This is a genomic window from Microcystis wesenbergii NRERC-220, assembly GCF_032027425.1.
Taxonomy (GTDB): Bacteria; Cyanobacteriota; Cyanobacteriia; order Cyanobacteriales; family Microcystaceae; genus Microcystis; species Microcystis wesenbergii_A.
Window position 1 is genome coordinate 1148118 of sequence record NZ_JAVSJA010000001.1, and the last position, 26834, is coordinate 1174951.

The 26834-nt window shown below is 42.9% G+C and carries 17 protein-coding genes and 1 tRNA gene; 9 read left to right on the plus strand and 9 right to left on the minus strand.

Translation table 11 applies throughout. The features are described from left to right. Window positions 1-693: 693 nt before the first annotated feature. Complete coding sequence (locus RAM70_RS05605; RefSeq protein ID WP_002759710.1) at window positions 694-1338, minus strand: histidine phosphatase family protein; 645 nt, start codon at window positions 1336-1338, stop codon at window positions 694-696. Window positions 1339-1387: 49 nt separating this feature from the next. Next, a complete protein-coding gene (locus RAM70_RS05610; protein WP_045361880.1) occupies window positions 1388-2026 on the minus strand; it encodes a histidine phosphatase family protein in 639 nt (212 codons plus the stop codon). Between the two features lie 690 nt (window positions 2027-2716). Here RAM70_RS05610 and ndk point away from each other — a divergent pair. The 6 genes from ndk to RAM70_RS05645 all read left to right on the plus strand — a co-directional run bounded on the left by ndk (window position 2717) and on the right by RAM70_RS05645 (window position 11498). Then, window positions 2717-3166 (plus strand): nucleoside-diphosphate kinase, encoded by a 450-nt coding sequence (gene ndk, locus RAM70_RS05615; RefSeq protein WP_008205931.1) that lies wholly within the window; start codon window positions 2717-2719, stop codon window positions 3164-3166. A gap of 621 nt (window positions 3167-3787) precedes the next feature. After that, entirely contained in the window at window positions 3788-4735 is a 948-nt protein-coding gene (locus RAM70_RS05620) for an RluA family pseudouridine synthase (RefSeq protein WP_312675816.1), read from the plus strand. A 507-nt stretch (window positions 4736-5242) separates the two neighbouring features. Beyond that, window positions 5243-7405 (plus strand): molecular chaperone DnaK, encoded by a 2163-nt coding sequence (gene dnaK / locus RAM70_RS05630; protein WP_312672699.1) that lies wholly within the window; start codon window positions 5243-5245, stop codon window positions 7403-7405. A gap of 204 nt (window positions 7406-7609) precedes the next feature. Beyond that, entirely contained in the window at window positions 7610-8479 is an 870-nt protein-coding gene (locus tag RAM70_RS05635; RefSeq protein ID WP_312672701.1) for a DnaJ C-terminal domain-containing protein, read from the plus strand. A 105-nt stretch (window positions 8480-8584) separates the two neighbouring features. Further along, on the plus strand, window positions 8585-9733 hold the full coding sequence (locus RAM70_RS05640; protein ID WP_045361897.1) for a quinone-dependent dihydroorotate dehydrogenase: 1149 nt from the start codon (window positions 8585-8587) through the stop codon (window positions 9731-9733). Between the two features lie 175 nt (window positions 9734-9908). Next, window positions 9909-11498, plus strand: a complete 1590-nt coding sequence (locus RAM70_RS05645; RefSeq protein WP_045361899.1) for a DUF3352 domain-containing protein — start codon at window positions 9909-9911, stop codon at window positions 11496-11498. Here the strand turns inward: RAM70_RS05645 and RAM70_RS05650 are convergent. Both RAM70_RS05650 and RAM70_RS05655 read right to left on the minus strand, forming a co-directional pair. After that, entirely contained in the window at window positions 11481-12719 is a 1239-nt protein-coding gene (locus RAM70_RS05650; protein WP_045361999.1) for a bifunctional folylpolyglutamate synthase/dihydrofolate synthase, read from the minus strand. The genes RAM70_RS05645 and RAM70_RS05650 overlap by 18 nt on opposite strands. Before the next feature lie 304 nt (window positions 12720-13023). After that, window positions 13024-13749 carry a 2-phosphosulfolactate phosphatase family protein gene (locus RAM70_RS05655; protein ID WP_312672705.1) on the minus strand — a complete coding sequence of 242 codons (726 nt, stop codon included), beginning with the start codon at window positions 13747-13749 and terminating at the stop codon, window positions 13024-13026. Between the two features lie 340 nt (window positions 13750-14089). Between RAM70_RS05655 and RAM70_RS05660 the strand changes: the two genes are divergently transcribed. Both RAM70_RS05660 and RAM70_RS05665 read left to right on the plus strand, forming a co-directional pair. After that, on the plus strand, window positions 14090-15298 hold the full coding sequence (locus RAM70_RS05660; RefSeq protein ID WP_045361903.1) for an RNA-guided endonuclease InsQ/TnpB family protein: 1209 nt from the start codon (window positions 14090-14092) through the stop codon (window positions 15296-15298). Between the two features lie 295 nt (window positions 15299-15593). Further along, window positions 15594-15719, plus strand: coding sequence for a hypothetical protein (locus tag RAM70_RS05665; RefSeq protein WP_312672709.1), 126 nt, complete (start codon window positions 15594-15596; stop codon window positions 15717-15719). A 145-nt stretch (window positions 15720-15864) separates the two neighbouring features. Here RAM70_RS05665 and RAM70_RS05670 read toward each other — a convergent pair whose 3' ends face one another. Further along, window positions 15865-16962: a pentapeptide repeat-containing protein gene (locus RAM70_RS05670; RefSeq protein WP_312672711.1), complete on the minus strand. Its 1098-nt coding sequence runs from the start codon at window positions 16960-16962 to the stop codon at window positions 15865-15867. Window positions 16963-17126: 164 nt separating this feature from the next. On the opposite strand from RAM70_RS05670, the gene RAM70_RS05675 reads away from it, so the two are divergent. After that, the gene (locus RAM70_RS05675; protein WP_002748305.1) at window positions 17127-17300 is read left to right on the plus strand and encodes a hypothetical protein; all 174 of its coding nucleotides are present in this window, start codon (window positions 17127-17129) and stop codon (window positions 17298-17300) included. Between the two features lie 804 nt (window positions 17301-18104). Here the strand turns inward: RAM70_RS05675 and RAM70_RS05680 are convergent. The 4 genes from RAM70_RS05680 to RAM70_RS05695 all read right to left on the minus strand — a co-directional run bounded on the left by RAM70_RS05680 (window position 18105) and on the right by RAM70_RS05695 (window position 26718). Continuing rightward, window positions 18105-18178 (minus strand) — tRNA-Met (locus RAM70_RS05680). A gap of 91 nt (window positions 18179-18269) precedes the next feature. Next, window positions 18270-20096 carry a peptidoglycan DD-metalloendopeptidase family protein gene (locus RAM70_RS05685; RefSeq protein ID WP_312675818.1) on the minus strand — a complete coding sequence of 609 codons (1827 nt, stop codon included), beginning with the start codon at window positions 20094-20096 and terminating at the stop codon, window positions 18270-18272. A 726-nt stretch (window positions 20097-20822) separates the two neighbouring features. Beyond that, window positions 20823-24290, minus strand: a complete 3468-nt coding sequence (locus tag RAM70_RS05690; RefSeq protein ID WP_312672715.1) for a type ISP restriction/modification enzyme — start codon at window positions 24288-24290, stop codon at window positions 20823-20825. A 241-nt stretch (window positions 24291-24531) separates the two neighbouring features. Next, window positions 24532-26718, minus strand: a complete 2187-nt coding sequence (locus RAM70_RS05695) for a DNA cytosine methyltransferase (protein ID WP_312672716.1) — start codon at window positions 26716-26718, stop codon at window positions 24532-24534. Between the last annotated feature and the right edge of the window lie 116 nt (window positions 26719-26834).

Here is a 26834-nt window from a genome sequence, read left to right on the forward strand (position 1 = left end):
TGGGAAGTAATACGGCCATCCGTTGAGTATAGGCTAAATATCAGGACAGGCAAAAGGCAAGAGGCTTCGGCCGTGAGCTCAGCCGAACGGCAAAAGGCAAAAGAGGGAATAGATAATCAGTTTTTAATAACCGGATTGAGTATGAAAACTGACATCTGATCACTGATAACTGAATCACTGATAACTGATCACTGATAACTGATAACTGACCAAAAGCTTGGATTGAATGATCAAGTGGGAAGTAATACGGCCATCCGTTGAGTATAGGCTACATATCAGGACAGGCAAAAGGCAAGAGGCTTCGGCCGTGAGCTCAGCCGAACGGCAAAAGGCAAAAGAGGGAATAGATAATCAGTTTTTAATAACCGGATTGAGTATGAAAACTGACATCTGATCACTGATAACTGAATCACTGATAACTGATCACTGATAACTGATAACTGACCAAAAGCTTGGATTGAATGATCAAGTGGGAAGTAATACGGCCATCCGTTGAGTATAGGCTACATATCAGGACAGGCAAAAGGCAAGAGGCTTCGGCCGTGAGCTCAGCCGAACGGCAAAAGGCAAAAGAGGGAATAGATAATCAGTTTTTAATAACCGGATTGAGTATGAAAACTGACATCTGATCACTGATAACTGAATCACTGATAACTGATCACTGATAACTGATAACTGATCACTGATAACTGATTAGGTGCAGGGGAGAGAACGCAGGTACTCACTGAGGTGGGAACGTAAACCGATGCCATGGAAAAGCGGGCCACGACTGCCTAATTCAACAATACTGACAGCGGCCACGGGCATTTCAAATCGATCGCGATAACGGCCCACATCAATACCCATCAGACTACAGAGCATGATCCGGATGGTGGCCTTGTGGGAAACGATCAAGATATTGCCATCACTGTGGGTGTGTTCGATTTCCTCCAAAACGGCTGCGGAACGACGGGCTATATCGATACCCCTTTCCCCGTTGGGGGGAGCATTCCAAGCCGGATCCGTCAACCAACGTACATAGAGATCATGATATTGACGATCGATATCGTTGGGGTGCATACCTTCCCAAAGACCATAACCGATCTCTTGTAATCCCTGGCGGATTTCTAATTTCAGTCCTACCGCTTCACAGAGGGGTTTAGCGGTTTGAATAGCTCTTTGTAGGGGACTGACGTAGGCTGCGCGCCAAGGTAAAGAACGATAGACATCGGCGAATTCCTCCGCCATTTCGATGCCTTCGGCAGTCAAACCGGGGTCATTTTCTGGAGTACCACAGTATCCTCCCGTTTTGCTATAGGCCGTTTGTCCGTGTCGCAGAAAATATAACATCAAGCACATAGTTTTTCAGCAGACCAAATCCGGGGCTTACCTGGTTACTTTTGACTGGTTAGGTTCCCGCTCGCGAGCGCAGGTCATTGCGGAGGTGAGAGCGATCGCCTATAACTTGAAAGAGGGGACCGTGTTCGGCTAATTCGACGATCGTTACCGAGGCCACGGGCATGGCAATTCGATCGCGATAACGGCCGATATCAATGCCTAAAAGAGAACATAACATGATTCGGATCGTTGCTTTATGGGAAACGATCAAAATATGGCCATCATCGTGATTATGGTCGATTTCCTCTAATACTTCCGAACTGCGGCGAGCGATATCGATGCCTTTTTCGCCCCCCGTGGGAGAATTCCAGCCCGGATCTGCTAACCAGCGCACATAATCATCATGAAACTCCCGATTAACCTCGGCTGCGGTTTTTCCCTCCCATTGGCCGTAGGCAATCTCTTTTAATCCTTCCCGTTTGTGGATGGGAATAGCCAAGAGATCGCTTAAAGGGGTGGCGGTGGCTAGGGTGCGCTTGAGGGGACTAGAATAGATCCCTGTCCAAGGCACATCTCGATAGGCAAGAGCGAAATCCTTGGCCATTTCATCGCCAGCCGGGGTTAGTTGCAAGTCTAATCGACCGCAAAAACTACCCGCTTGACTGGCTGTGGTTTCGCCATGACGCAAAAAGTAAAGTTTTAGACTCATCTTTTGGGTGCATCTCAATATTTGTGACTCTCTCCCACTTATACTGATAAGCAGAAGTTATTAAAAGAGGGCGAAGGCAATTCGCCGCTACAATCATATTATTTTCCCAATAGTAAGGCCGCATCGCCCGCGCCCAAAATGCAATATAGATATTTCTGCAAAATTGAGATGCACCCCGTCTTTATCTGGAGAAATCATCCTTTTTCCCCTTTTTTTCTCGGTAATTCTCTAAATTACCACTATATTTAGACTATAGGTCAGGAGATACATCTAAGTACCTAAGCAAAATTAATTACACACTTCGATAAAGCTTTTGCCTCTTGCCTATTGCCTCTTGCCTGTCTTCACTAGGAAATTTATTTTGCATGACTACTTAACTAAACTGTTACAGTTAACCGGTAATAAGCTAAGACGCATTTAAAGCGCTTATTCTTAAGATTAGCCGAATCTCCCCCAATCCCTTTACTGTTGCCTCTTGCAAGAGTGCCTCTTGCCTCGTCTCAACAAGCAATTTAAATGCGCGGGCAGCTTAATTGCTGCGGGGAAAGTTGGCCAAACCCTGCCAAGGTTAGCTAAATCGTACGGCAAGCTAACTCAGCAATTTAAGCGAAAATTCTGCCCTTCTCTAGGATGCCATTCCGGGTTAATCTGGGTTTTGTGACAATTTATGGCTAAATTTTAAGAGGCAGTATGGAACGCACTTTCTTAATGATTAAACCCGACGGTGTGCAGCGCAATCTGGTGGGGGAAATTATTCAACGCTTTGAAGCTAAAGGTTTTACGCTGGTTGGGTTGAAAATGATGCAGGTTTCTAGCGAATTAGCGGAAAAACACTACGCTGTTCATAAAGAACGACCCTTTTTCCCTTCGTTGGTCGATTTTATTACCTCCTCCCCCGTGGTGGCCATGGTTTGGCAAGGAGAAGGAGTAATTGCCTCCGCTAGAAAAATTATTGGCGCCACTAATCCCCTCAATGCTGAACCGGGTACGATTCGCGGTGATTTTGGCATTAGTGTCGGACGCAATCTTATCCATGGTTCCGATGGCCCAGATACCGCCAAAGATGAAGTTAGTCTCTGGTTTAGCGATGCAGAATTGGCTAATTGGACTCCCGCCATCACTCCCTGGGTGGTAGAGTAAATCCCCACTGGAAGCCCTTAGGGGGCAGGGGCGGTCGGCGGTCGGCAGGGGGCAGGAGGCAGAAGATTATTTTTATTGATTCTCCCCACACCCCACTTCCCCACCTCCCCAATTCATAATTCATAATTCATAATTCCCACTCCCCCACTTCTCACTTCCCACTTCCCAATTCATACTTTGTGCTTTTTGTCAAAAAAACTTTTTTTTTGCAATAAAACTACACAAAAAAAAGATCATCGTTGTGGGTGAAATTGACTGATTTACCTGTCTGAATTGGGATTACCTTGTAGGTGTGGCAAGGGTTTCAACGATTGCTGCCCCAAAAAGCACAGAACAACCCATTGTGAAATTCAGTAAAATCGCTGTTACCATTGTAACATCGTTGTTAAATAAAAATCTTTCTCAATTAATTCTTAAGAATTTGTAAATATTGCGGAATGTTAATTTAAATATTCTCAAGCTTTTGGAGTCAATAAATAATTTTTGCTTATCTTTGTCGAAGATTGGGTTAGAAGTCAGGAGTCAGGAGTCGGTCGTCAGTATTCAGGAGATAGGAGACTTTTTTATTTATTCTCCCCACACCCCACACCCCACACCCCACACCCCACACCCACTTCCCCAATGGCCAATCAAGGTTGGATTTATCGAGATAAAATTAGCAAAAATCAGGCAGGATTAAGCCTATTAGCTTACTATACGGGCAAATATCCCCATTCTAGCCCAGAAGAATGGCTCGATCGCATTTTATCAGGAGCAATTCTAGTCAACGGTCGTCCCGCTTGCCCCGATACAGTCTTAGAAATCGGGCAGCAATTGACCTATCAGCGCCCGCCTTGGACAGAACCGGATGTACCGCTCTTTTTTGAGGTACTCTACGAGGATGCCGAGGTGTTAGTGGTGGCGAAACCTTCGGGATTACCGGTGTTAGCGGGGGGTGGATTTCTCGAACATACTCTTATCCATTTGGTACATCAGCATTATACCGAGGTCACTCCCTATCCAATTCATCGTCTTGGTCGCGGCACTTCGGGCATAGTCTTAATGGCGAAATCAAAGCCCGCCAGAGCTAAATTGAGTCAACAGATGCGAGAGGGGAAAATTACCAAAATATATCGAGCTTTAGTGGGTCGGGGCGACATACCGGATAACTTTACTATTAATCAAGCGATCGGGAAAATCGCCCATCCCATTTTAGGCTACGTTTACGGTGCGCTCACAGATGGGTTATCGGCCCGCAGCGATGGTCGAGTCTTAAAAAAACATCCCGATAGTACCCTATTAGAAGTACAAATTTTTACGGGCAGACCCCATCAAATTCGCATTCATCTGGCCTTTTTTGGCTATCCCTTAATCGGTGATCCCTTGTATGGTCTGGGAGGATTACCGCGACCGGATGCAGTCCCGGGAGATTGTGGTTATTATCTCCATGCCAATCAAATCCTTTTTAATCATCCCAGTACGGGCAGAATAATCTCTATTTCCTGTCAGCCGCCACCCGAATTAGTCAATAGACTTCTTGCAGAAGTCAGGCAACAGGCAACAGGCAACAGGCAACAGAAAGAAGAATAGATGCTTTCAGCATCAGGATTGATTACTTTTTGACTTTTGCAAGAGGTTTAAGAGCGCAAATCTCCAAATCTAGCAATATTTAGGGTTGGCTGAACAAATCTAAAAACCTTGTTGGATAAGACTTTTAGACTTTTTTGACCTCAAAAAGTGCCAGACGGGAGTCATCGGGGCGAAAATTCCGGGACTTTTTCCCTAAAAATTAGGTAATTGACCGTCTGAAAATGGGTAAAACCCCACACCCCACACCCTACACCCCACACCCTACACCCCACACCCTGCCCCCAGGAAAAACTTTTTGCCGCAGACCCTATTTAAAACCCCCCAAGCCGGATCGCCAGAGTCGCTAAAAGACCACTTCGGTAATCACGCCCTCAATCCCCCCGAAGCGAGAGCGAGAACCTAAGACAATTCGATACAATATTGTCAACAAGCATTAAGCGATTTAAACTATCGATCGAAGGTAAAAGTCCCGAAGTTATCGAAATCTAGGGGGAGACAAAAACAAGCATGGGTAGAGTAGTAGGCATTGATCTAGGAACAACTAACTCCGTCGTCGCCGTGATGGAAGGCGGAAAGCCAGTGGTCATCGCCAACTCGGAGGGCATGAGAACCACCCCTTCTGTGGTCGGTTTTAATAAAGATGGGGAGTTAGTGGTCGGTCAAATGGCCCGGCGACAAGGGGTACTCAATCCCCAAAACACCTACTATGGAGTCAAACGCTACATAGGTCGTCGCTACACGGAATTAAACCCCGAATCGAAGCGCGTCCCCTACACCATCCGCCGGGATGAGATGGGCAATATCAAAATTAAATGCCCCCGTCTGCAAAAAGAATTCGCCCCCGAAGAAATTTCCGCCCTAGTTTTACGCCGATTAGCCGAAGAAGCCGGCCGTTATCTAGGGGAAGAAGTGACCGGGGCCGTAATCACCGTCCCCGCCTATTTTAACGACTCCCAACGTCAAGCCACCCGGGATGCGGGCCGAATCGCGGGGTTAGAAGTGATGCGGATTCTCAACGAACCCACCGCCGCCGCCCTAGCCTACGGTCTCGATGAACAGGAAAGCAAGAAAATCCTCGTTTTTGACCTGGGGGGCGGTACTTTTGATGTTTCTATCCTGGAAGTAGGTGACGGCGTTTTTGAGGTGAAGGCCACCAGTGGCGACACCCAATTAGGCGGTAATGATTTCGATAAAAGAATCGTCGATTGGTTAGCCAATCAATTTTTGGAACAGGAAGGCGTGGAGCTGCGCCAAGACCGGCAAGCACTACAAAGACTGACAGAAGCGGCAGAAAAAGCCAAAATTGAACTGTCTGGGGTCAGTGTCACCGATATTAATCTACCCTTTATCATCGCCACGGAAGACGGACCAAAACACATTGAAACTCGCCTGAGTCGGGCCCAATTTGAGGAATTATGCGGCGATTTAATCAGTCGTCTCCGTCGTCCTCTCAAACGGGCCCTTTCTGATGCCGGTTTGTCCCCCGTCCAACTAGATGAAGTGGTACTGGTGGGCGGCGGCACGCGGATGCCGGTGGTGAAGGATTTAGTGCGGAGTTTTATCGATAGGGAACCCAATCAAAATGTTAACCCTGATGAGGTTGTAGCGGTCGGGGCGGCTATTCAAGCGGGAATTTTGGGCGGCGAGGTCAAAGACGTGCTGCTCCTCGATGTGACCCCTTTATCCTTGGGTTTAGAAACCATCGGCGGTGTGATGAAAAAGTTAATCCCCCGCAATACCACTATTCCCGTCCGCAGATCTGACCTTTTTTCCACTTCCGAAAATAATCAAACTGTGGTGGAAATTCACGTTTTGCAGGGGGAAAGGGAAATGGCCAGCGATAATAAATCCTTGGGACGTTTTAAATTAACCGGTATTCCCCCCGCACCCCGGGGTATTCCGCAAGTGCAGGTGTCCCTCGATATCGATGCTAACGGTATTCTACAAGTCACCGCTAGGGATAAAATGACCGGACGGGAGCAAAGTGTCACCATTCAAGGCGCTTCTACCCTCAGCGAAGGGGAAATTAACCGCATGATCGGCGATGCTGCCCGATTTGCGGAAGCAGATCGTACCCGTCGCGAAAAGGTGGATAAACGCAATCGCGCCCGCTCTCTGGTGGATCAATCCCAACGACGCTTAAAAGATGTTACTCTCGATTTTGGTAATGAGTTTACCCGTTCCTATCGTCGTCAAATTGAGTCTTTGAGTACGGAAATTATCGACGCTTTGGAGAAAAATGATGACCGTCGCATCGATCGCGCCCAAGCGGACCTACAGGATGTTATCTATGAATTAAATCGCGAGGTACGGCTACAATACGACGAGGAAGATGAGGGCTTTTTTAGCGCTATTCGCAAGACTTTTACCGGGGACAAGGAAGATGATCTTCCCTCCGAACCGCGCCGCGATCGTTATCGCCAGGATTATCGTCCGGGTACACCGGGTTATCAGAGTGATTATCGACCCAATTATTCGGCTAATCAAGAGAGTTATCGCCCCCGCGGTCAGGACAATTACGACAATGGCCGCGATAGCGATTGGCCAAGTCCCCCCCGTTCGGAGGAAAAAAGTTATAACAATAGTAAAAGTAGCCGCAGCGGCGGCAATCGTTCCCGCAATATTCCCTCCCAAAATAACTGGGATGATGATGATGACGATTGGTTCTAATCAGTGAGCAGTAAACAGTGAGCAGTAAACAGTGAGCAGTAAACAGTGAGCAGTAAACAGTGAAAAGCAGCTCCGAGCTTATCGCTTAATACTATTGACTGAAAACTGAAAACTGAAAACTGATAACTGAAAACTGAAAACTGAAAACTGAAAACTGATAACTGATAACTGAAAACTGAAAACTGAAAACTGATAACTGAATATATGCCACAATTAGTTAATTATTATGATGTTTTAGGAGTATCTCGCACGGCTACCGGTGACGAGATCAAAAAGTCTTTTCGACGACTGGCGCGCCTATATCACCCCGATCTCAATCCGGGGAATAAATCCGCAGAGGAAAAATTCAAAGATATTAATGAAGCTTATCATGTTCTCTCCGATGAACAAAGGCGAATTGAGTATAATAGTACCTTGAAGGAGAATAAGCGCAGTGAGAAGCGTGTGGGGGAAAAAGGGAATAGTAACGGTAATGGGAAAGCACCCCGTACAGAAGAGGATTTATGGAAGTTTAAAGATAACGCTAATGCTAAACGCGCTAAAATTACCTCCTCTACCCGTTTAAATCGTCGAGATGTGGAGGCGAAATTGACTTTACCGTTGGAGAAAGCTTATCAAGGTGGTAGACAAAGAATTCGTCTGGAAGATGGCCGTTCGATTGAGGTTGATATGCCAGCAGCCATGATCGATGGGCAGAAAATTCGTCTCAAAGGTCAGGGTCTTGAAGGGGGTGATTTATATTTAAAAATAACTATCGCTAGGCATCCTTTTTTTAGGATTCAAGGTTCTGATATTGTCTGTCAAGTACCGATTACTCCTAGCGAGGCAATTGTGGGCGGTTTTGTGGAAATTCCTACCATTGACGGTTTAGTTAAAATGATGATTCCTAATGGAGTTAAAAGCGGTCAAAGATTACGTTTGGCTAATAAAGGTTATCCAAATTTCCAAGGAGAAAGGGGCGATCAATTAGTGGAAATTCAATTAGTTAATCCTCCCTATCCTAGCCCTGAAGAATTAGAACTTTATAAAAAAATACGGGCGATTGAAACTTTTAATCCTCGTCAAGGTTTATAGTCTTGGGGAGTGGAGAATAGGGAAAGCAAATTTAGTTAATAAAAACTTGATCACTTTAGTCATTAAATACTTAATAATTCTCCAACCCCTAATTCCTGTCTTCTTATGACAAATATAATTGATACAATTAAACCCTTTTATCCTCTAGCTTTCAAGGCTATTCGGGGCAATTTAGAGGGAACACAAAAACAATTATTAAATACTCTGCAAAAAATCGATCGCTCGCGAGGGGAATTTTGGGGACAATGGTTAATCTCACAATTATCAGAATCCCTCAGTTTTAGCGATTCTCGCCTATCTCAAAGCCTCTGGGGGTTAAATTTCCCCAATCCCGTCGGATTAGCGGCAGGATTCGATAAAGACGGTTTAGGGGCAGGACTTTGGCCTAGTTTCGGCTTTGGTTTTGCCGAGGTGGGTGCTGTCACCCTAGAAGGGCAACCGGGCAACCCAAAACCGAGATTATTTCGTTTACCGGAAGATTTGGCTGGATTAAACCGTATGGGAGCAAATAACCTCGGCGCGCCGGTTCTAGCGGCAACTCTCCAGCAATCTTGGCAACGACAACCCCGACAGATTCCCATCGGCATTAACCTCTGTAAATCGAAAAATACGCCCCTAGAAAAGGCCCCGGAGGACTATTTAGGCAGTTTTCGCTATTTATTCCCCCATGCTGATTATTTTGTCGTTAATGTTAGTTCTCCCAATACTCCCGGTTTGCGTTCCCTGCAAAGTGGTGAACAACTCGATAAAATCCTCGACATTTTACAAACAGAAAATCAAGGCAGAAAACCCCTATTAGTGAAAATTTCTCCCGATTTGGAATGGGAAGATATCATAACGATTGTTGAGTTAGCTTTCTCCTATCAGTTAGCCGGAATTGTCGCTACTAATACCACCACTAAACGCACGGGATTAAAAACTACAATTCTGCCTGAAACTGGTAAACCAATCACTGAAGAAGCAGGGGGAATTAGTGGGCAACCTTTGCGGGAACGTGCCACGGAAGTGATCCGTTTTATCTATCGGCAAACCCAAGGCAATTTACCGATAATTGGAGTGGGAGGCATTTTTTCTCTCGATGATGCTTGGGAAAAAATGACCGCCGGTGCGAGTTTATTACAGATTTATACTGGTTGGTTATATCAGGGACCTTGGCTAGTATCAAATATTTTACAAGGATTAACAGAAAAATTAGAGGCCAATGGGTTGACTAATATTAATCAAGCGGTGGGTTGGCAGGCTAACCAAGAATGAGCCAATTTTCTCCGGTAATTAGCAAGAATGTCGGAAAAATTAGCTAAAATGTTATCTGTTCCCTTTGGGGATAAGATAATATAATTAAGATAACTACAATAGAACTGATCTAGAGACTACAGCTAGATAAAAATTGATCGCCAAGTATTGAACTTTTTAACCAAACCACAATTATATGTCAAAAAAATCATTTTTACCCGGTTGTTTAGTCGTCTTAGGACTAACAGCAGTAACCGCAGGAGGTGTCTATCTTTATCTACGAGGACAACTACCTTGGCAAAGATTCACCCCCTTAGAATCGGCAAAAGTTATCCCAGAAACTGCCTTCGCTAGTAGTTTTGTCTCCACGGATGCAAAAGCTTGGTCAGTGTTAGCTAAATATGGTACACCAGAATCGCGAACTGCGGTTAGTCAAGGACTAGAAGAATTACAAAAAAATATTTTCACCGATAAGATTAATTATCAACGGGATATCGAACCTTGGATCGGTAGTATCAGCTTTGCTTTCCTTCCCGCAGCTACTCCCGGACAATCGGGATTATTAACGGTTATCGGGATCAAAGATAAAATTAAAGCGTCGGAATTCGAGAAAAAACTAGGACAACAAGTTAATCGCAAAACTAGCACCAGTGACTACAAAGATATTAAAATTACTGCTATAGATTGGCAGGATAACACCACCATTTATACTGCCGTTACTGGCGATTTTTTGTTGATATCCTACGATAAAAAGGTGTTAGAATCGGCGATCAATACCTACCGAGGACAGCCATCTTTTAGCAGTAAACCGGAAGTGAGAAAACTGCTTTCCCAATCCCTCAACCTACCCAATACCCTAGCAACAATTTATATCGATGATTATGCCAAAATCTTGGGAGCAGATGCTAATTTATCTCCCCAAAGTCGGCAAGAATTAGCAAAAATTAAGGATATTGTCGCGGGAGTGGGTGTCACCGATACGGGATTACAATTACAAATGGTGGCTAAACTTGCCCCTGAAACTATTTCTAATCTACCTTCCCCCAGCAGAAATCAAGTTTTAAATTATTTACCCGGAGATACCATCGCACTTTGGAGTGGTAATAATCTTAAACAGGGATGGGAAGAAGCAGAAAAACAGTCCCAAACTAACCCAGAATTACAAGTTTTTCTGCGTCAGATCCGTGAGAATTTTCAGATGGCAACTCTTGACGCGGATAAAGAAGTTTTTAACTGGATGGATCGAGAATTTGCCTTCGGAATTATCCCCAACCAGCAAGCGCTGGGAGGGTTAGGTTTTGGGGGAATGATGATCTGGCAAACCGGCGATTATAAAGCGGCAAAAACTACCCTCGATAAGTTAAATCAATTGGTAAAAACTTTTCCCTTTATCACCATAAAAAACAGTCAAATTTCCGGTCAAAATGTGACTGAATGGAAAGCGGAAGAACAAGCGATTTTAACCTATGCTTGGCCTAATAATGATACCCTAAAAATGACCGTCGGAATTCCCTATCAACCCCAACCGAATCAACCGATTAGCCAAAGTGAGAATTTCCAAGCATCGATCGCAAATTTGCCTAAAAATAATCTCGGTTATTTCTTCATCGATGTGGAGCAAATTATCGCTAAAGCAGGGGGAATTAATAATCTTCCGGCCACGGAATTAACCCCGGAAGCAAAGGCCTTTTTAGAATCGGTACGCGGGATCGGAATTACTGCCACTATGCCTGATAAAACCACCAGTAAAATTGATGTTTTATTTTCCCTAAAGCAAACTCCCTAAAAAGTAACCGACTAGATAAAGCGATCCACAGAGAATTATCTGACTATCGGCAGATTCTTGGATTGCTTTTTTTAGTCCTAAAAATACATCGGAACAAGTCTCTAGGTGAGATAATTCTGGACAAATTGAAGCCGCTAATTCCGCTAAGGTTTCAGGATTGGCACTGCTATGATCTGGGACAGGAACTAAATATAAACTATCGCCTTTTCTTAATAAAGCTTGGAATATTTCTCGATGATCTTTAGTCGATAAAATACCCATCACCCAGATAATTTTTGGAGCCTTTAAACTATCTACATACTGCCTTAAACCAATAGCAGCAGCGGGATTATGAGCGCCATCTATTAAAATTTCTCGCTGACACCAACTAACGGTTTGTAAACGTCCTAACCAGCGAGTTTTTGCCATTCCTTCTTGCACGACTTCATCGCTAATTTGCCAACCTTGCTGACGTAAAATATTAACAACAGCGATCGCTAGAGCGGAATTAGTTAATTGAAAATCTCCCGCTAAGGATAAAGGGTATTCTAACCCTTGATATTTAGCCCGATTATCGGCAATTTTTTCGGCAGCTTCTACCCATACCGTCGGACAATTTAACAGCTTGATTCTCTCCCTAACTACCCCCTGCGCTGATTCCGGTAATTGTCCGATAACTGCGGGACAATTCGCTTTTAATATCCCCGCTTTCTCCCCGGCAATATCGGCAACCGTCGGTCCTAAATTTTGCCAATGTTCCCGACTAATAGAAGTGATGACAGTAACTAAAGGTTGAGCGCAGACATTAGTCGCATCTAATCTTCCTCCTAAACCCACTTCCATCACGGCAATATCCACCTTTTCCCGGGCAAAATACAGCCAAGCAGCGGCAGTAATTACCTCAAATTGAGTAGGACTTTCCTGCTGGGGATCGATAAGCGATTTTATATATTTAAGCAGGTTTTCTAAAGTCGCGGTTTCAATATTTTCGCCATTGATAGAGATTCTTTCTGTCCAATCAATTAAATGGGGAGAAATATAACGTCCGACTTTGTAATCAGCGGTGCTGAGAATAGAGGATAGATAGGCACAAACCGAACCTTTGCCATTAGTTCCCGTGACATGAATAATCGGAATTTTATCTTGGGGATTGCCTAAAATCTCCAGCAGATTTTTTATTCTTTCTAAACCGAGATTGACACCAAAACGCTGAAAAGGTTGCAGTAAAGAATCGATAGTCATGGTTGGCAAACTATAAATAGGGTTTGCGGCAAAAAGTTTTTCGGTGGGGGTAGGGTGTGGGGTGTGGGGTGTGGGGTGTAGGGTTTTACCGATTTTCATCTGCTCAATTACCTAATTTTCAGGGAAAAAGTACCTGAATTTTCCCCCTGATCACTCTCAGACGAGGCACTTTTGGATTTCAAAAAGGTCTAAAAGTTTTATCCAACAAGGTTTTTAGATTTATTCAGCAGACCCTAAATAAAGGAATCCGGCTAGGATCGATACTCCTACCGGCACGGAGGACCCTTTCTCTGGGTGATAATGTCTAAAGTTTGACTAAAATGCTCGGTTCTTTTTGGATCGGTAAAACATCAAGAGAGTCAATATTAGCGCAGTATTTTAAATCTTCTTGACAGTGGAGACGCAAGAGGCGCTGACCGTGACTACAACTGTGGAACATTCCTAAAAGATCATTTTGCCATTGACGATAAAGAGCGATTGCGGCGATAACCTCATCATTCCCGATCGCCATTTGCCCCGATTGTTCTTGTAGTGCATCGGCGATCGCTCCAGCACAGGCTGTATCTTCCAGAGAATAACCCCCTTCCCAACCAGAGCCAACAATCCAGACGGTTTCGGGCTGCCTATCCAATAAGTAATTAACGGCAGCTTGCCGATTGATCATGGCCGCAGTAATCACGATTGGGGATTCTTCCACTCTTTGCAGAGCGCGGGTGCCGTTAGTGGTGCTGATAAACAGACGACGACCTTTCATTAAATCAGGGGTACAATCGAGGGGAGAATTGCCCAGATCGCAGCCTTCCACTTTTGCGCCGCCTCTTTCTCCTGCCCGGAGACGTTTTGCCGGTTGCCAGGTATCACTCACCTGCATCAGGGTTTTCAGATCGCTGAAGGTTTGCACTGCTTCTGCACCGGCATTAAGGGCAGTGGCGATCGTGGTTGTCGCTCTTAAAACATCGATAACGACGGCGCAATCGGGTAGAGTATGGACGGGGGTAAGTTCGGGAGTATGATAAATGAAAACCTGCACGATTTATACCAAGTAAAAAGTAAAAGGGGAAATAAGCTCAACATACCGCCGCTCGGCGTTGCGCTGGCAGAAGAAAGACAAGGCCGATTTTATCACAGATGTCGGGGTAAAGACCCTCGCTTTTAGAGACGGGATGAAACCCCGACCATTACAAAACAGCACTTCGACAAGCTCAGTGACACGAAGCACGACATTTCGACACATTTCGAGGGGCTTCAATGTAAAGGCTCAATGTAAAATCTCAGTGTTCAAATTTCGACAATCTCAGTGTTCACTAAAATCTTGATAATCCGATGCTCTACAGGTTAGAATAAAATAAGTTGTTTGAGGTCGATAAACAATGATTGTCTTAGAAATGAAAGCCGTGGTTAAACCAAGTCAGTGTTCTGCCATTGATGAAGCTATTCGTACAGTACAATTCATCCGTAATAAGGCTTTAAGGCTTTGGATGGATGCCAAGAGAGAAGACAAAATCGATAAATATTCTCTCAATAAATATTGTGCAGTTCTCGCTAAACAGTTCAAGTTTGTCGATACTCTAAATTCTACTGCTAGACAAGCATCGGCTGAACGGGCATGGTCAGCTATTGCTCGTTTCTATGACAATTGTAAGAAAAAGGTTAAAGGTAAAAAAGGTTATCCCAAGTTTCAGAAAAATAATCGTTCTGTGGAATACAAAAACTCCGGATGGAAACTATCGGAGGATAGAAAGCAAATTACTTTCACAGATAAGAAAAACATTGGCACGGTTAAACTAAAAGGAACTAGAGACCTAAACTTTTACCCTCTAGACCAAATTAAACGAGTTAGGATTGTTAAACGAGCAGATGGTTATTATGTCCAATTTTGTCTAAGTGTTGATATTCGGGAATATGCTAAACCCCTAGAACCAACAAAAAGATGTGTAGGATTGGATGTAGGCTTAAAAGTTTTCTACGCTAACAGTGATGGGGAAACGGTAGAAATACCGCAATACTATCGTAAGGCGGAAAAAAGATTAAACCGACTGAATCGGAAGAAATCTAAAAAGTTTAGAAAAGGTCAACCCCAATCAAACAACTACCAAAAAGCTAGAAAGAGATATGCTAAAAAGCATTTAAGAGTAAGTAGGCAACGTAAAGGCTTTGTCGAAAAAGAGGCATTGCGCGTCATTAAATCTAACGATTTCATCGCTTACGAAAACTTAAATATTCAAGGCATGGTAAAAAACTCTAGACTAGCTAAATCTATCAATGATGTTGCTTGGTCAACTTTTCGACAATGGTTAGAATATTTTGGTTTTAAATATGGTAAGGCTACGGTAGCAGTACCGCCTCATAACACGAGTCAAAATTGCTCTAATTGTGGTCAAAAAGTCCCTAAATCTCTATCTACGAGAACCCATACTTGTCCCCATTGTGGCTATGTAGAAGATAGAGATATTAACGCCGCTATCAATATTCTCAAAAAGGGACTAAGTACGGTAGGGCATACCGAAACTAATACGCTTGGGGAGAGATTCCCTCTGGTTTGGCTGGATACGTCCTGCCAGATTAAGGAAACTCAGTGAACCAAGAATCCCTCGCATGAGCGCGATGGGAGTGTCAACACGATGGATGTCAGCTAGTTACCTAGGGTTGGCTGAAAAAGTAGGGGCGAAGCATTCGGATAGAAAATCTACGGTTTCAGCGATAGGTTATTGTCCGAATGCTTCGTCCTTCAAAATCAGCAAGAGATTTCGATTTTTTTACCTTTCTGTATTTTTTTGTTAACAAAACTTAACAATTATCGGCAAAATTTTGCTTGCTTTTCTCGGCAGATTTTGGGATAATATTTTTAAAAGATTTTATTCATAATGAAAATCTTTGCGTCTAAAAAAATTTTGCACAGATTCCCATTATAAGAAAAGCATAGCGCAAGCCGCCGGCAAAGTCAAGTCCTTTCCCATTAATTATGGGTTGGCTGAAAAAGTAGGGGCGATCGCTGGTTAAGATACAAGGTTTTTGAGCCACCAGCTTGAAAATCTTGCAGCTGCTTGGTCAAACAGGCCCCTAAACCCCTTATCTCGTCTATATTTCACATTTATTCAGCCAACCCTACCTAAATCTCTGCTGAAGGTGGAGATCAAAGGCTGTTTTAAACTAATACTTTACTGCGATCGTTAGAAGTATCCCCAAAAATTGCCCCTCGTCGAATTAAATCCTGTTTTTGTTCACGGGTGATCCCCGTTGCACCGATAAAGATAGCGTTTTTAACGTCAGCCCCACTCAGGTTAGCCCCACTCAGTCTAGCCTTACTCAGTTTCCCTACTCCTGCGGGCCATCGCTTTAATAATGCGGCACTCAGTCTAGCCTTACTCAGGTTAGCCTTTCTCAGGTCAGCCCCACTCAGGTTAGCCCCACTCAGGTTAGCCTTACTCAGGTTAGCTTCAATCAGGATAGCATCACTGAGGTCAGCATCACTGAGGTCAGCTTCACTGAGGTCAGCCCTTCTCAGGTCAACCCTTCTCAGGATAGCCCCACTTAAATCAACTTGTTGTAGAGTTGTCTTATCGATTGTTCCCTCTCGAATTGCCTTAATTAATTCGGCTTTTTCAATAACTTTTGCATCTGTAGTGAACTCTGCTTTTGTGACGATAATTTCGGGTATATCGTCTGATTTAAGTTCATTGAGAAGGGCTTGCAATTCCCCCGATTGATGTAAATCTGCTAGGCGCTGTAGTCCATCTTCTGAACCTTCTAAAAATAGCCGAATACTGCCTTTAAGTTTCATAATAGGCTTGATCGTGTTGTCTCTGGCGATTTTTTGAATAAGGTTGTTAATCTTATCAATTTTCTCTGGTGTCAGGTCGTCTATCCCTACCTCAATAACTAATTCAAAAACTTTATCTGATTGCTGAGTTTGCGGTTTATTGTTATGAGCAAATGTCTGGGAATTATCTCTATACCTTGCCAAAGCAGTAATCAGATTGTTACTGTCAATCTTTTCACCCATTTGCTCTGACAAGATTTTCCATAACTTATGAGCCGCATTCTTGATTGACTGTTCTTCTTGACTAATTTCTTCCGCTAGATCAGCATATTTTTTATCATCAAAAATACCTCTTAATATTGTTGTCTCCAAGTCTGTTAATCCCTTGTTTGTATGCTTTTTTTTCAGATCATTAACCAGCATTTCTAATTCAGTCCATGAAAGGGTTTTAATTTCAGTCATTTTTAGTTCATTTATCATCATTTTTTAAGGGTTGCAGGACTTAAGATTACTTTTCAGTACCCTGTCAGGTTACTTGAGAGTACCTAAAAAAAAGTACCATTTTCATGACTTTTGAGTAACGACAAATAATCAGAATTTTTTTAATCTAAAGATAGTTCACCTCCTAAGTAAAAGGATTGATGATTATGTATAAATATTGGTTAAAGTACAGAGAAGACGTTGTTAGTCTTGCCAAAATTATCAGCACCATATTTGCGATCGCATCATTTTTAGGCTTCTCTTTTCCAGAGAAATTTCAACCTACTCCCTGCCAACCGACGGCAATTGTTGAAACCACGGAAGTTAGCACTAACAATTAGTCAAAGCGCAAAATTCGCCTAACCTAATCATAGCTTAGGCGACAAACAGGATCAGCAAGGGATTTCGATTTTTTGACCTTGCTGATCTCTGTATTTCTTTGTTAACAAAACTTAACAATTATCGGCAAAATTTCGCTTGCTTTTGTCGGCAGATTTTGCGATAATATTTTTAAAAGATTTTATTCATAATGGGAATCTTGGAGTTTTAAAAAAATTTGCACTGATTCCCATTATAAGAAAAGCATAGCGCAAGTCGCCGGCAAAGTCAAGTCCTTTCCCATTACTTATGGGTGCGAATTTCCAGGAAGTAAAAAAGGGCGTTAGTGGGGGCCGGGTGTTGGGGAGATTTTGCTGTGTCCGGTGAACAGTTATCAGGTAGAACCGGGGAACCAGATACAAAACTTAACAATTATCGGCAAAATTTCGCTTGCTTTTGTCGGCAGATTTTGCGATAATATTTTTAAAAGATTTTATTCATAATGGGAATCTTGGAGTTTTAAAAAAATTTGCACTGATTCCCATTATAAGAAAAGCATAGCGCAAGTCGCCGGCAAAGTCAAGTCCTTTCCCATTACTTATGGGTGCGAATTTCCAGGAAGTAAAAAAGGGCGTTAGTGGGGGCCGGGTGTTGGGGAGATTTTGCTCTGTTCGGTGAACAGTTATAAGTGAGCAGGGATAAATTGTATCCTAAGCTACATTTTCTCCCTAAAAGCGAAATCTTTATATTTTTTTTTACAATCTTCAAGCAAAATTCTGTATTCCCAAAATTCTCCACTTAGAATTTCAAACCAAACCCCAATCGAATGGCTCAGGGCAGATTTGAACTGCCGACCTTGGGCTTATGAGTCCCCTGCTCTGACCAACTGAGCTACTAAGCCGTTGTTTACACAGTTATCAATCATAACACACAATCACCCAATTGCACAAGAGCAAAAAAGGGAAGATTTTTTCTTCCCTTTGCGGGCATCTTTAACGTCTGCCTGGCAGGAAAGCGATGGGATTAACTGCGCCCTGGCCGGAGGGGTGAACCTCGAAATGTAGGTGGGGGCCGGTGCTAAAGCCGGTGCTGCCCATCTGGGCGATTGGTTCGCCTTGCTGAACAGTTTGGCCGCGACGCACTAAAAGACGGCTGTTATGGGCATAGAGAGTGGTGCTACCATCGGGGTGACGAAGTTTCACCAGATTGCCATAGCCGCCCGAATTCCAACCGGAGGCGATTACTTCACCGGCTGCCGCCGCCACAATTGGTGTACCCACTGGACCGGCGATATCGATGCCGCGATGAGGTCTGCCCCAGCGCCAACCGAAACCGGAGGTTAACACCCCCCTAGTGGGCCAGATAAAGCCGGTAAAAATAGGGGCGGGATTGGGTAAATGCTCATCGGGATTAGTGAGGGGAGGAAGGGAAGGTTCTACGGTTTCGCCGACGGGAATTCGGAGGCGGTCATTATATTCTTCCACATTGGTAGGAGCCGAACCGATAATCTGGGGGGGGGTGCTTTGGTTAGAACGCGAACGAATGGCGGTCCATTGGGGATTAGGGGTTATTTGCGGCTCATCGAGGGTTTCTGTGGGATTATCGACGGGAATAGCGATACTTTTCTGGGTTTCCGAAAGATTAGTTTCCCGCAGATTAGCCACCTCTTGGCGCAATCTTTCCCGATAGTTTCCAGTGATATTTTCGGGGAATTCTTCCGTCCCCGTGCTGGCAGTTGCTGGGGGCAGATTTTGCTGATTGCTGGGGTTAAAGGACAATCTCGGGCGATCGCCGACTAAGGGGGTAAGATTTTGATTAACTCTAGCGTTGGCAGAGTGATCGGGAATCACTAGGGTTTGATTAACTTTAATCTGATTGGGGTTGTCAATGCCGTTTTCCCTAGCTAATTCGGCGGGGGTGATGCCGAGAGCGCGAGCGATCGTGTTTAAGGTATCCCCGGGCCGAACCCGATAAACTTGGTTTTCTGGGGGAACTATGACGCGAGGGGTCGGAACGGCGGGAATTTCATTAACAGGAGCCGGATTTCCTAGGGTGACGCTGGGAATTTCCGGTCTGCTTGTCAAGGGAGGATTAAGGGGAATTGTGGCTATCGGGCGATCGCTTTCAGGGGTGGGAACGGGAATCGGGATCACCTGGCCGGTTGGTCGGGGGGATTCTTCGGGAGCAATAACGGGAATCTCGACGCTAGTTGGCGAATTATCGGGAACGAGAGCGGTAGTTTCGGTAACGATTACCGTTTCCCCAGAATCGGACTGATGGGGGGTTTCCTCGGTCCGTAAGGCGGCCAAACTTTCTTGGAGACGTTGACGGGTTTGACGGAGACTAGCAGAGGAACTATCCAACTGCTCAGGAGTTGCTGCCGGGGCTGCCGGGGGCAACTGCTCAGGAGTGGGAATTTTTAAGGTTTGTCCGATAATCAGATCGGAATGGGGGGAGAGATTATTGCGGGTAGCGATCGCTGTGGGGGTGGTTTGATAGGTGTCGGCTAAACTCCACAGGGATTCTCCCGGTTTTACCTGATGCTCAACTACTGATGTGGCGATGAATTTGACGGTAGCAAGTGCTTGGGATTGGATTATCTGCGGTTCTTTGAGTTTTTTACCCGCATCCTTGGCTTTTTGGGACAGGTCGATCACTTCCCATGCCAAGGGTAGAGAATTGGCGGCCTGGGCTGATTCTGAGGTGGAGTTGAGAATGCTAGGTACTCCCAGAGAGAGTGCTAATCCCAGCAGGGCAGCTGAGTAACGGACTCGGTTAGACTCAGCGGTGCAATTCTGTTCTGGGGTAGCGGATGTGATGGGGTGGTGGATAAAAGTCTCTTTCAAACAGACCTCCTGTGGTGTAAAGAGTTAGCTAGAGCCAGTCGATTGAGCCGATGATTCTAGCTTTCAGCATTAGCCTTGAGGCTAGAGTAGAAGTTAGGCCACTTTCTTTTTAGTCAAAATACCTAAAGGTGACTTTTAAGAGAGACTAACTTAGATTTTGCAATCATGCAAGTCTCCCTCTGACCATTAGCACCGGGATCACGGCAAGTTGGTGACATTTTGAATGTCCAGATAGACGATGCTCTATCTCAGATGTTCCAAGCTGATCAGCATTTTTCGTCTTGCCAATTTTTGCCAGTTTTTTGATAGAAATTTTTTATCGGTTTTGCCGTTTAGAAAGAAATTATTAATGATTCGCTGCTCGAAAAGAGCAACGATAGCTATTGGGGGGGCAATAATTAGGGTTTGCGGCAAAAAGTTTTTCGTGGGTGTGGGGTGTGGGGTGTGGGGTGTGGGGTGTAGGGTGTAGGGTGTGGGGTGTGGGGTGTGGGGTGTGGGGTGTGGGGTGTGGGGTGTGGGGTGTGGGGTGTGGGGTGTGGGGTGTGGGGTGTGGGGTGTGGGGTGTGGGGTGTGGGGTGTGGGGTGTGGGGTGTGGGGTGTGGGGTGTGGGGTGTGGGGTGTGGGATTTTACCGATTTTCAGGGAAAAAGTCAAAATTTCGCCTCCCACAAGGTTTTTAGATTTAATCAGCCAACCCTAATTAAAAAGAATACACGGCTGTTTTGATATTTTGGTAGTTATCATCTAGGTCTGATTCTAGGAGAATAATCGCAGTAATTCTTCTAGTCATCTCGCTGACTTCCTGCACTTCTGCGATAGTTAATCCCCGTCCTAATAATTTTTCCTCGCGATAACTTAGCCATTTTTTAATGACTTGATAACCCCCGATGGTATATTCCCAAACCTGGGCCGGTATATTTTGCCAATAGGCTCGATCATTGAGATAAATATCATAGGTGGTCGTTCCTAATAATTTTCGCATTTCTGGGCTAATTACGCTCATTTCTGCGGTTGTATATTGTCTGGCGATCGCTTTTCCTTTACCCGGCATTGTCACGCCATTTTTACCCCCGTGTCCCCAACCGAGGTTAATAATTAAATCCCCCTTATCTGGGTTTAAATTTCCCCCATCAGTGCAGGAAATCAAGGCGATTTTTTGCAGTGCAGGGGTCGGTTTTTTGGTGACTCCTATAACGGGGTTTTCTGTGTCTAAAAGAGAGGCGATCAATTGTCCTAGTTGGGCAGATTTAATTAATAATTCTTGGCTATTGGGAAGGGGAATCCTTGGGAAGTCTTGACGAATACCGTCGGCATTTTCCCCAAGATACAAGGGGGAGTACCCAATCGCTAACGAGTGCAGCCAAATTAAGGAGGCATTCTCGATATTTTCATCAAGATTATTAATACCCAGTTCATTTAAGTATTGACGAGATTTTTCTGAAAGATTGGCTGTTAGAGTGGTGTCGATAAATTCTTGTGTATTGAATAGTTGCTTTGAATATTTTTGTGTTTTTTGCTTACTTTCGGGTTTAAGTAAAATTGGAAAATGTCTTGCGTGTCCAGATATACAATCATAGTCACAAACTAACTTAGAAAAATAAAATGGAGAACCTTCTGGAGATTTATCCGCAGTATCACGAGATATTAAAAACGAATTTAAAATAATCTCTTTTTGTGCTAATAATTCAGGACTGGGACGTGAAAAAAGAGGTTGAATTTCACTATCTAAATAGGCTAGGCGAATATCAAAAGGCTTAAAAGGATAGGGAATTATTTTATCTGGTTTATAACTAACATTATCTCTCAACTTTGCTTTTCTGCTTTTTTCGGCTTTAAACTCACCTGAAGACTTCATCCAACGAGGGGCTATAGCTTCTATCTCTTGATCGGTTTTATTGGGGTCTAAATATAATTCGATTAATTCCAGTTGATTACGATCTGTCTTATAGACAATTAAAGAATTACCTCTCCTTTCTACTGGTCCATTGAAAGGCATTATTTTACATAAATCTGTTAACTTTGGCCATGCTAAATAGTGAGAGGAAACATCGGAGGGACGGAAAGAATAACGATTAGATTGTTCTGGGTTAGAGACTTGATACAAAGAATCAAAATCTTGATTATTTAAACTATCTAATAACTGTTCTCGTTTAGCAACTCCCCAGAAATGGCGAAAATAGACATCAACATTTTTATTCCTTACTTCCTTTCTTACCATTAGTCCGATAGTTGTCCCGACTCGAATCCCTTCCTTATTGTATTGAGTAGAAAAAACACTAGGATCGGGATTACCTTCAGGGGTTAACTTTCCTGTTTCGCGACTATCCCCATTGAGACAATCAAACCAAAGACGATCAAATTCTTGTAAAAATCTTTGACGCATCACCACAAAAGAAGGATCACCGAGATAGGAAAAATTAGAAATATAACAAACAACCCCTTTACCGGTATTTTCTGAAATACATCTTTCCGCTAAACGAAAAAAGCGCACATATAACTCATCCAAATTAAACTTTTTAATCCCCCAATCGGAGATTAAACCCTGTTTATACACTTCCACTAAACCTGCTTCTTCTGCGGGACTGGTTCCAGCAAAAGCATTGTAGGGAGGATTACCGAGAATAACTAAAATCGGTTTACCGCGCTTAACTTCATCAGCTGCCTCTCGTTCCTTATTTAACTCCGGAAAACTCAATTGTAGCTGTTGAATTTTCTGTTTACTTTCCTCATCGGGAGGTTGCCAACCGGTTAAAGCATTAGTCAGATAAATCCCCACCCGTTCACTATCTTCTATTAAAGGTACACCCAAACTTTGCAGGAATAAACCTAATTGTAGATGAGCGACGACAAAAGGAGCGGTTAAAATCTCGAAACCGAAAATTCTTTCTATGGCTGCCTTTTTCACCAAAGCCATGGCTAAAGCACCCGCGCCATTTTCCTGTAAAGTATCGGTAATATAGCGCAAAACCTCGACTAAATAAGCACCGGTGCCACAGCAAGGATCGAGAATATAAACATCGGGATTAGCTAAACCGTCCTCAATATTTAATTCTTCTCGTAAAACTCGATCGACTCGCGCTACCATATAGCGAACAATTTCCGGAGGAGTGTACCAAACTCCCAATTCTTTGCGTAAATCGGGATCAAAAGCTTGCAAAAATGGTTCATAGAAATACTGTACCGCTTGTCCCTCATCGAATTGACGAAAAAATTCCTCTCGTCGCACTCGATTTAAAGCTGCACCGGTCCAATTCAAAACTTCTATTAATCCCAAAGATTTTAACTTACTCGGTGCGGCGATCTGCTCAAATAGGATCGCTAACATGGGAACATGGAGATGGTGGGCTGCGGATTTCCAATCGAACTTATCCTCTTTATCCTCGCGATTGAGGTTTTGCTTGTGCCATAATACCCAAGCGGAGAATAAACCATAAAAGAGGGTTTGCACGAGGGTAGAACGAAAAAATTTATTTCCCTGTTCCCGTTCAAATTTGATACCTAGGGCATTTTCTAAAGCTTGACGAATATTGGCCAGAGCGGGAAGATCGGAATGATGTTCTAAGCGTGCTTTTGCGTCCCGCGCATAGGAAGCAAGAAACCAAGCAACATCGGCCGGTGAGGTGATAGGAGCCGCCTGTAAAAGCACTCTCTTTAGGTATTCTAAGAGGCTATCACCGTGTTCGGCGGCAAATTTGGATGGATTTGAGGTTTTTAGCCAAAACTCGGCTTCTGACGGGGCTAAACTATAGGCTTCTAATTCTACCGGTTGACCTTGGCTATTGCGACCGATGAGCAGAAAATCGCGATAATTGCTGACTAATACTTGACCGTATTTTTGCCAGTATTTTTGTACTTGTTCGCTGGCGGCGATTTTTTTGATATCTTCTTTGGTTCCCTTAATCTCGATCGCGCCTCTTTCGGGAAAAATCGCCGTAAAAGGTTCTAATTCTTGATTTTTGGGGAATTGATCGACGTTAAAAAGTCCCCCGTCCGGCAATCCCGCACCCTGATTTCTGAGGTTGATAATGCAGCGCACTCGCGGTTTTAGGGTTTTACCGATTTCGTTAAGGAGAGTTTCGAGAGTGCCGTAGTAGGAGGTTTCTTTTACTGCTGCTTGGGAGGAGTGGATTTCGTGCAGGTTGCGAAAATAATTGACGAGGGGATTCATGAGTAATAAAGTAATAGGACAAAATTAACTTCTTGGTTAGGATAGGCAAAAGGCAAAAGTATGTGTAATTAATTGTGTCTAGCTACTTAAAAAGTGTAGTCTAGATAGGGTTGGCCGAAAAAGTTTTTCGTGGGGACAGATTGTGGGGTGTCGGTCGTCGATACCCAATTAGGTTACACTTCATCTTAAGAAAGGCTGTCACCAGCGATGGTATATTTTGGCCATAGTATAGCTCGCTAGTTTAGATTTGTTCAATTGGAGAAATAAGATTAGATAAAATTTCGTTCCATTTTAATTTATGAATAGTTTGTAATTCCGAATCTATTTCAATTAGATGGGAATAGCTATTGACAAATTCTTCTGGAGATGATATCAGTCTCAGATAATATTTAATTGTCGGTATAATACCATTGGTGATTATTTGACAACCATGGTTGTTGTTGATAGTTTGAATCTCAGACATGATTAACTCCACTTCTGTGGGTTTAACATCAAACGATGATAGGATATAATATCTTCTCGGATTAAATTTAATAATTTTATCTTTGGCAATTCGGAGAATTTGTAAATCAATGTACTTACCATGCTTAATTTCAATAACTTCTACTAATTGTTTATTTTTATCAAAAATCTCAATATCTCCTGCACTACCAGAAGTTAGATCAGAAGCTGTGTGACTGCCTAGAGGTTTTAATGTGCAGGATTTGTATCTTTCTACTTCTATAATTAACCTTTGATAAATTGCAGATAGTGCTAAAACAGGTAATTTGGAAGCTCCGCGAGTTTGATAATTGAAACTAAAATGATTTTCTAGGCAACTGCTCAAAGTGTTGATATCAAAAGGTTCAGGATTATCCAGACTCAAAATTTTAATCTTTTGAGTCTGGATAATCTGATTAACTTGATGAAGTAAAAGCCTTAAAATAACTTCAGCTTGTTGAGGATTAGTTTCAATAAAATCAATTAAACCCAGAAAAGCATCTTTGGTTTTTTGATTACTAATTTTACCTTGATAATCTAAAGTATAGGGAAAGGGTTGTTCTAAAGAACGAGTTAGCCAGCCACTTTCTGCCATAGCTGGTAATCCCAATTGTTTCAAGGTGGGAGTAATATACTGAGTATCAATAGTTCTTCCTGAAAATCCTCCAGGTAAATTAGTTTGATGGTATCTAATATCTTGATTAGGATAGAGAATTTTATGAACTAATAAAGTTATTAAAACCGTATAAACTCCCTTTTTTTTTGAGCAATTAGTAGCAATTTGTTGGATATAGTTTTGATAGGGTTGAGGGGGCAGTGGTTGCCGATCATCTAAATTTAAGGATTGGTCATAAATGTCTAATAACTTTTCTTTATGGTTCATAAAATCTAATCCGATAATTTCCAATTGAATATTCTGACGAGAAAAAGAAAACTCCTTTAAGGATACTCTAGAATTGTTTTCAAAAATATGTTTCTTAATGGCAATAGCCAACTCTTGAATCATGGGAATACAAACCGAATTACCCACCTGTTTATAAGACTCAGCTAAGTTAGGATGAATTTGAAAACTATCGGGAAACTTCATCAGTCGATAGCATTCTTGTATAGTTAATTTACGCACCTGATCTTGTTCGGGTATATAAATAAAAAAACGTCCAGATGTTTCCTGAGATGGTATAGTAGGATGTACTCCATCGATCGAATAAATTCGGTTAGGTTGATGATGAACCCGGGATAAATGTTCTGTATTTGGTCTGATACCTTTTTTCCAGATAGTTTTATTGCGATAACCGACAAAAATTAATCCTGATGGTTGTAAGGTAGGATTATCAATGAGAGTATATTCTTTTTTATCTAAGTATTCAAAATTGCCTTGAGGAGACAGAAAATCGCGTAACTTAGGTATTGGTGAAGTATATTTTAATGAGTTGAAATTAAATTTTTTATTTTGGGTAGCAATAATAATAATTCTTTCTCGATTTTGCGGCACACCAAAATCCTTGGCATTTAAGAGCTTATAATCAACTAAATAACCCAGTTCTTCCAAAGAATGCAAAATAATATCTAAGTTTTTGCCTTTGTCGAGGTGAATTAGGTGTTTAACATTTTCCAGAAGAATTATTTTCGGCTTTTTTAATTCTACTATTTCGCAGATGTGAAAAAATAGAGTTCCCCTTGTATCTCTAAATCCGGCTCGTTTTCCAGAAATGCTAAAGGGTTGACAGGGAAATCCTGCTGTCAACACTTCAAAATCAGGCAGGTCATGGATAGCAATTTTTCTAATATCTTGATCGGGAATTTCTTGAAAATTATTGAAATATACTTTTCGACAGTTTTCGTCTATTTCACAAGAATATACACAGTCATAACCAACGCTCTCGAAAGCTAATCTAAATCCTCCAATACCAGCAAAAAGATCGATAAATCTGAGTTTTTCGTTTGTCATTGCCAAATTATGACACCAGAGATAGCCAAAGTGAATATATCCTAAATTTTAGCAAATGTTCCGACTTATGCAGCGATAAAAACTGTAGTCTAAATAATTAAGGTTAATATGTCCCC